The 250-nt window shown below is 62.8% G+C and carries 1 protein-coding gene; it reads left to right on the forward strand.

The window, feature by feature from the left end; genetic code table 11:
- Positions 1-250: hypothetical protein (locus NE584_RS19485; protein WP_256183566.1), on the forward strand; the 250-nt coding region annotated here is incomplete at both ends.

Raw genomic sequence — 250 nt, forward strand, 5'->3', positions numbered from 1 at the left:
GCTGGCCGGTCTATTTCTGGCCGTCTTGGGCTTGGAACCGCTTTACCCGCTGCGGCGATCCACCCAGCCCAGGCTGCGCCGTGTCCTGCTCAACCTGGGGCTCGCCTCGGTGAGCCTAATTCTCATGCGCCTGACCTGCCTGCCCCTGGTTCTGGCCTTTTCAGGCCTGGCCGCCTCAAGGAACTGGGGTCTCACAGGACTCTTGGACTTGCCCCGCGCCATAGAAATGGGTTTGACTTTGGCGGCATTG

The organism is Clostridium sp. DFI.5.61 (assembly GCF_024462915.1).
Classification (GTDB): domain Bacteria; phylum Bacillota; class Clostridia; order Oscillospirales; family Oscillospiraceae; genus Lawsonibacter; species Lawsonibacter asaccharolyticus.